The sequence below is a fragment of the Mesorhizobium sp. M1E.F.Ca.ET.063.01.1.1 genome (assembly GCF_003998155.1).
In the GTDB taxonomy this organism is placed as follows: Bacteria; Pseudomonadota; Alphaproteobacteria; order Rhizobiales; family Rhizobiaceae; genus Mesorhizobium.
The window spans coordinates 1-6,797 of the sequence record NZ_RZSC01000299.1 but is presented as its reverse complement, the minus strand read 5'-3'; the positions used below and the strand labels follow the sequence as shown (position 1 = coordinate 6,797).

5 protein-coding genes and 1 pseudogene are annotated in these 6,797 nt (G+C 65.6%); 1 reads left to right on the top strand and 5 read right to left on the bottom strand.

Translation table 11 applies throughout. From position 1 onward, the window contains the following. The 4 genes from EOA29_RS20360 to EOA29_RS20345 form a co-directional block, all read right to left on the bottom strand. Positions 1-2,051, bottom strand: a 2,051-nt coding sequence (locus EOA29_RS20360; RefSeq protein ID WP_127221355.1) for an anthranilate synthase, incomplete at its 3' end; no start/stop codon positions are given. A gap of 294 nt (positions 2,052-2,345) precedes the next feature. Continuing rightward, positions 2,346-3,401 (bottom strand): succinylglutamate desuccinylase/aspartoacylase family protein, encoded by a 1,056-nt coding sequence (locus tag EOA29_RS20355; protein WP_126092315.1) that lies wholly within the window; start codon positions 3,399-3,401, stop codon positions 2,346-2,348. 138 nt (positions 3,402-3,539) lie between these two features. Further along, a complete protein-coding gene (locus tag EOA29_RS20350) occupies positions 3,540-4,916 on the bottom strand; it encodes an FAD-containing oxidoreductase (RefSeq protein WP_126092316.1) in 1,377 nt (458 codons plus the stop codon). Then, positions 4,913-5,374, bottom strand: coding sequence for a DUF4126 domain-containing protein (locus EOA29_RS20345; protein WP_126092317.1), 462 nt, complete (start codon positions 5,372-5,374; stop codon positions 4,913-4,915). Before EOA29_RS20345 ends, EOA29_RS20350 begins: the two co-directional genes overlap by 4 nt. A 236-nt stretch (positions 5,375-5,610) precedes the next feature. Here EOA29_RS20345 and EOA29_RS20340 point away from each other — a divergent pair. Further along, positions 5,611-6,169 (top strand): annotated as a pseudogene (locus EOA29_RS20340) (sugar O-acetyltransferase). Positions 6,170-6,186: 17 nt separating this feature from the next. On the opposite strand, the gene EOA29_RS20335 reads toward EOA29_RS20340, so the two are convergent. Then, positions 6,187-6,797: helix-turn-helix domain-containing protein (locus EOA29_RS20335; protein WP_127221354.1), on the bottom strand; the 611-nt coding region annotated here is incomplete at its 5' end.

Below are 6,797 nucleotides of genomic sequence, written 5' to 3'. Positions count from 1 at the left end.
AAGGCCATGATGACGCCGTCCTCGGTCTCGGCGGTGACCACGAAATCATCCGGCAGGCGCACCGGGTCGGCGAAGATCGAGTGATAGCGGCCAACCGTCACTTCCTTCGGAAGCCCTGAGAAGATGATGCCGGGCTTCGAGACGCGGATGCGCGACGGCTTGCCGTGCATCGGGATGTGCAATTGCCTCAACTCGCCGCCATAGGCTTCGGCCAGCGCCTGCAGGCCGAGGCAGACGCCGAATACCGGCAGGTCGCGGGCGCGAGCCCTCTTGATGGTCGCGGCGCAGTCGAAATCCTTCGGCGTGCCGGGGCCGGGCGAGAGCACGACGAGATCGGGCTTCAGCCGCTCGAAGACCTCTTCCGGCACCGGCGTGCGCACGGTCGAGACATTGGCTCCGGTCTGGCGGAAGTAGTTGGCCAGGGTGTGGACGAAGCTATCCTCGTGGTCGACCAACAGGATATTCACCCCGTCGCCGACGCGCGCGGTGGCGCGTTCGGCGCCGGTTGCGTTGCCGGTTTTGGCGTCGCGGATGGCGGAGAGCATGGCGGATGCCTTCAGTTCGGTTTCGGCTTCTTCTTCCTCGGGAACGCTGTCGAAAAGCAATGTGGCGCCGGCGCGCACTTCGGCGATGCCGTCCTTGATGCGGATGGTGCGCAGCGTCAGCCCGGTGTTCATGTCGCCGTTGAAGTTGACCATGCCGATCGCACCGCCATACCAGGCGCGCGGGCTCTTCTCGTTCTGCTCGATGAAGCGCATGGCCCAGAGTTTCGGCGCGCCGGTGACCGTGACCGCCCAGGCGTGCGACAGGAAGGCGTCGAAGGCATCCATGCCTTCGCGCAGCCGCCCTTCGATGTGGTCGACGGTATGGATCAGGCGCGAATACATCTCGATCTGGCGGCGCCCGATGACGCGCACCGAGCCAGGCTCGCAGACGCGCGACTTGTCGTTGCGGTCGACGTCCGAGCACATGGTGAGCTCGGATTCGTCCTTCTTCGAATTGAGCAGCTTAAGGATCTGCTCACTGTCGGAAATGGCGTCGTCGCCGCGCTTGATGGTGCCGGAGATCGGGCAGGTCTCGACGCGGCGGCCATTGACGCGCACGAACATCTCCGGCGAGGCGCCGATCAGATATTCGTTTTCACCGAGATTGATGAAGAAGGAATAGGGCGAGGGGTTGATCGACTTCAGCTTGCGGGAGATGTCGGAGGGCTGGGTCTCGCAGCGTTCGTAGAACATCTGGCCGGGCACGACCTCGAACAGGTCGCCGCGCTTGAAGCTCTCCATAGCCCGGCGCACCAGGTTCGCATATTCGCCCGGCTCATGGTCGCCGCGCGGCGGGATGCGGTCGGCGGTCTTGAAGGGCTCGACATGAGCATCGCGGGCCAAGCCTTCGGTCGAAAACCCTTCGCCGGAATAGTCGTAGCGGTCGGTCCAGGCCTTGGTCGAATAATGGTCGACGACCAGGATCTCGTCGGGCAGGAACAGCACCAGGTCGCGCTGGCTCTCCCTGCGCTCGAGCTTGTAGTCGACCGGGTCGAATTGGAAGGCGAGGTCGTAGCCGAAGGCGCCGTAAAGGCCGAGATTGGCATCCTCGGCGGTCTTGAACAGGGCGGTGATGGCGCGCAGCACGGTGAAGACGGACGGAACGCGGCTGCGCTCCTCCTCGGTGAAGACGCGGCCGGGCTTGGCGACATCGAGGCGAATGAGTTTTTTCGAGGTCTCGGCGATCGTCACCTCGCTGATCTGGCCAAGCGCCTTGCCGATCAGCGGCAACAGCGCTTCGCCACGGGCGTTCAGCGCCTCGATGCGCATGGCGCGGCCACGCGCGGAGATCACCAGCGGCGGGTCGATGATGGCCGTGTCCCAGCGCGTGTAGCGGCCCGGATACTCGTAGTTCGAGGAAAACACCGCGCCGCGGCGCGAATTCAGCCCTTCGACATAGGCGTCGATAGCGCCTTCATAGGGCTGGTCATGGCGTTCGCGGGTGATCGTCACCCCGCCCGCGGTGACGAAGCGCTCGGCTCCGTTGTCCAGAACTTTAGTCGTCATTGCCGTCTCCATCAGCGTTTTGGGCAACGGACCCGGGAATGGCTTTAAAAAACAAATGGCCGCCCGGACATTCCGCTGCGGCCACCCTCTCTTTCACGCACGCGCGTTCGAACCGGCCGCTGTCAGCGAGCCCACCACCAAACGGTCTTGTTCGAACGCATGTTCATGGCGACTCCCATAGCGGCGAATGACGACCCGCGCAACTGGATTTCACGCGGATGGTGAAAGCCTGATGGCCTTTGTCCGATGCATGTCGTTCGCCCAAAACCGCTGCGCGCTTTTGGGCGACATGCGTCAATCCTCCAGCGTGCCCGAGCGCGCGTCGCCGCTCCGCTTGTCGCCGGCGAGCTTCAGCAGATCCTCGCCGGCGCGGATGATGCGGCGCGAACGGCGGGTCAGGATGAAGCCCGACTGCGGCGCGAAGACTTCGGTGCGGCCGCCCACTTCGCCAGGCGCATGGACGATTGTGGCGAGCCTGTCGTCCTTGGCGACGCGGTCGCCCGGCTCGACGTGGTAGAGGATCGCGCCAGCCTTGGGCGATGGCATCATGTCGATGTTCTCGATCGGCACGACAGCCCCGGTGAAGTTGCCGGGCTTGGATACTGACCGATCCTGAATGACGCCTCGCATCACGAGCAGCCGATAGAGGCCTTCCGCATCGGCCTCGGCGAGCGCGCCGTCGACATCGAGCATACCGCGATATTCGACCGTGGTGACGACGCGGCGGTCGAAGCGCGACACATTTGCCGGCACATTCTGATATGGCATGATCGAGGCGCCCTCGAAGGTGCCGCTGCTGTCCTCGCTCCACAGCACTACGGCATCGACGCCCATGGCGGCGGCGCAATCGGCCATGGTCGGCCACAGGCTGGTGTGGATGTAGAGATAGGCGAGGCCCTCGTCGTCGCAATGCAGGTCGAGCACGATGTCGTGGCCGAGCGAGAGCTGCACCAGCCGCGTCTTCAGCCGCTGATCGGCGGTGCCAAGCGTAGTGTCAGGCAGGAACGCGGTGTCGGGCGCGGCAAGCAGCGGGAAGCCGCGGTTGAAATTGGTGCGGGTGCCGAGATGGAAGCGTCCCTGATGCTCGCCGAAATGATATTGGGCGCGGCCGATCGGATTGGCCCAGGGCACGACAGTGATGGCGCCCTTGATGCGGCCTTCCGCTTCCGCTGTGGCAAGCATCGGCATCAGCGCGTCGATGGCTACGACGCCCGGCAGTTCGCCGGCATGCAGGGCTGCCTGCAGATAGGCGGTTGGAGCCGTCTTGTCCGAGCCGTCAAAGCGAAAGACCGGAAATTCGTAAGTGGTGCCTTCGCCGTCGCCGGTGATGCGCTCGATCGTCTTGTGCATGGGTGTTTCCGATGGAGAGTCCAGACATGCATGTTTGCGGCAGAACTGTCGAGTGGTCCAGCCGGGCCGACCTGTGGGCGCAAGTCGGACCTTTCTGCGACCGGGCAGCGCCGGACGGGAGGGCGGCCGATCCGGGGCTCAGATGAGCGGCTTCAGCTCCTGGGCGATGGTCGGCAGAAGCTCCGAGACGTTGGGGTGGATATGCATGGCGCGCGCCAGCGTCGAGATCGTCGCCTTGGCATACATGAGGTCGAGCACTGAGTGGATCGCCTCGTCGCCACCCGGTCCGAGCACCGAGCAGCCGAGGATTTCGCCGGTGTCGGCATCGGCCAGGATCCTCATGAAGCCTTGCGTCTCGCCTTTCTCGACGGCACGACCCACACGGGTCATCGGCCGCTGGCCGACGAGCGCGCGGCGGCCGGATTTCTTCACCGCTGCCTCCGTCATGCCGCAGCGGCCGAGCGGCGGATCGATATAGAGCGCATAGGCCTCGATGCGGTCGCTCACCCTGCGTGGATCGTTGTCGAGCAGATTTGCGGCCACGATTTCGTAGTCGTTGTAGGAGGTGTGCGTGAAGGCGCCCTTGCCGTTGCAGTCGCCCATCGCCCAGATGCCGGGCACGCTGGTGCGCAACTGGTCGTCGACGACGATGTAGCCGTGCCGGTCGACCTCGACGCCGGCCTTGTCGAGGCCGAGATCGTCGGTGTTGGGGACGCGCCCGAGCGCCAGCAGCACATGCGAGCCGACAGCCGGCGGCTTGCCCGCCGAGAAGGCAACAGCGATGCCATTGCCTTGCCTGGCGAAGGCGATGTCGTCGGCGCCGACATGGACTGTGATGCCCTCGTTTTCGAGGATCGACAGGATGGCGGCCGAGACGTCCTCGTCCTCGCGCCCGGCCAGGCGCAGCGCCTTCTCGATCACCGTGACCTCGGAGCCGAACCGGCGGAACATCTGCGCGAACTCGAGCGAGATGTAGCTGCCGCCGACGACGACGAGATGGCTGGGCAGCACATCGAGATCCATCATCGAGGAATTGGTGAGATAGGGGATGTCGTTGACGCCGGGCAGGTCCGGCACGGCGGCGCGGCCGCCGGTGTTGAGGAAGATTTTTGGCGCGGTCAGCACATCGTTGCCGACGCGCACCGTGTCGCCGGATTCGAAGCGCGCATGGCCGCGATAGAGCGTGCATTTGTCCATGCTGGCGATCCAGTCTTCCAACCCGGCGCGGGAGGCGCCCGATACCTTGTCCTTGCGCGCCTTGATCGCCTTGTAGTCGACACCGACGGGACCACCGAGCGTCACGCCGTAGTCTGCGGCGCGGCGGGCAAGATGCGCGGCATAGGCGCTTGCCACCATCGTCTTGGTCGGGATGCAGCCTGTGTTGACGCAGGTGCCGCCGACCAGCTTGCGCTCGATCAGCGCCACGCTCATGCCGGCTGCGTTCAGCCGGCCGGCGAGCGGAGTGCCGGCCTGGCCGGCGCCGATGACGATGGCGTCGAAGTTCTTCGCGGTCATGCGACGGCCGCCACGATCAGCAGGCCGCCGATGATCGCCACGGCATCCTCGATGAAAGCAGCAGGCGGATCCTTGCCGAAGCTGGCGGCCAGCCGGCCACGCGCTTCGGCGCCGCCCAGCGTGCCGATCACCGCGCCGATCGCGCCGGCGACCAGGCCGCCGATGGTGGCGCCGCCGGTCGCGCCGATCACCGCGCCGCAGAAGGCGCCGACGACGATGCGCGTGCCGAACTGTTGCGGCACCTTGCGGCTCGGCGTCGACGGCAATTGATCGGTGACGAGTTCGACGATTGCCAGGATGGTGAAGATACCGACGGCGATCCAGTGCCCCATGAAGCTCGCCCAGGTGCCGGCGACCGGCAACCAGCCGAGCCAAGCGCCCCAGGCAACAGTCGCCGGCGCCGTCATGGCGCGCAGGCCGGCAACGACGCCAATCAGCAATGCAAGGATGTAAAGCATGATTGACCCCCTCAAATTCAGGACCCTCGCACGGTCCCGACAAAGCAGGCTAGCATAGGCCGGGCGTTTGGCCACGGCTTTTCCCGAAAGCGCGCCGCGATCTTTCAGATTCGCTCCCTGCGCTTTAGGTTTTTGACTTTACGCATGTCTTTGTCCCGAAACCGGTTCCCACCTTCGGGAGACATGCTTTTAGGGGCGGATTGTGCTTTGGCAGCAGCGGCATCGGAGGAGCGGCCATGACGACAAGCGAGCGCATGAAGATGGCGGCGGGTGAATGGTACACCTGCATCGACCCCGAGCTGGAAGCGCTGCGCATTGCCGCCCGCGATGCGCTGTTCGAGCACAACAGCCTGCCGCCACGGCAGCGCGGCGATATCGGCCCGGCTTTGCGGGCGCTGCTCGGCGGCGCGGGCGAAGGCGCGCGCATCGAAGCGCCGTTTCACTGCGCTTACGGCTTCAACCTCTTCCTCGGCGAAGGCATCTTCCTCAATGCCGGCTGCACCAATCCTCGATACCGCACCGGTGCGCATCGGCAAGGGCACGCTGCTTGGGCCGAATGTGCAGATCTACTGCGCCGAGCATCACCGAGAAGCCGCCGGCCGGCGCGCCGGGCTGGAGATCGCAAAGCCAGTGACGATCGGCGACAATGTCTGGATCGGCGGCAGCGCGGTGGTCCTTGCCGGCGTCGGCATCGGCGAGGGCGCTATCGTCGGCGCCGGCGCGGTGGTGACACGCGACGTGCCGGCCAATGCGACCGTTGTCGGCAATCCGGCGCGGGTGACCGGGAAGCGCTGAGGGCCAAGGCCGTCTTTCTAGAGCAATGTCGAGTATGCCGCCCGGTCCGACGGCGCGTGCCTGGAAAATTCGCGCCGATACTGCATCGGCGAGGTCTTGAGCCGCGCCGCGAAATGCTGACGCAGCGACGTGGCGCTGCCGAAGCCGGCTTCGAAGGCCACCATATCCATCGATTTATCCGTCTGTTCCAGCAGCCGCTGCGCCAGCCCCACGCGCTGGTCGGTCAGCCAGTCGCCGAAACTGGTGCCGGTCGTCTTCTGGAAGCGGCGCGTGAAGGTGCGGCGGGTGAGGCCGGCGGCATCGGCGACGCTGTCGAGGCTGTGGGTCTCGCCGAGCGTTGCCAGCACCTCATCGAGGGCCTTCGCGAACCGGTCGGCGGTCGGTGTCGGTGCGAGCGGGCGTTCGATGAACTGGGCCTGTCCGCCTTGCCGGTGCGGCGAGAGCACGACGTGGCGGGCGAGCCGAAGTGCTGCCTCGGCACCATAGCGGGCCCGCACGATGTGCAGGCAGCAATCCAATCCGGCGGCGACGCCGGCGGAGGTGACGATGTCGCCTTCATCGACATAGAGCACGTCCGCATCGACGGCGATGTCGGGGTGAAGTGCCTTGAGCTGATCGGTATAGGCCC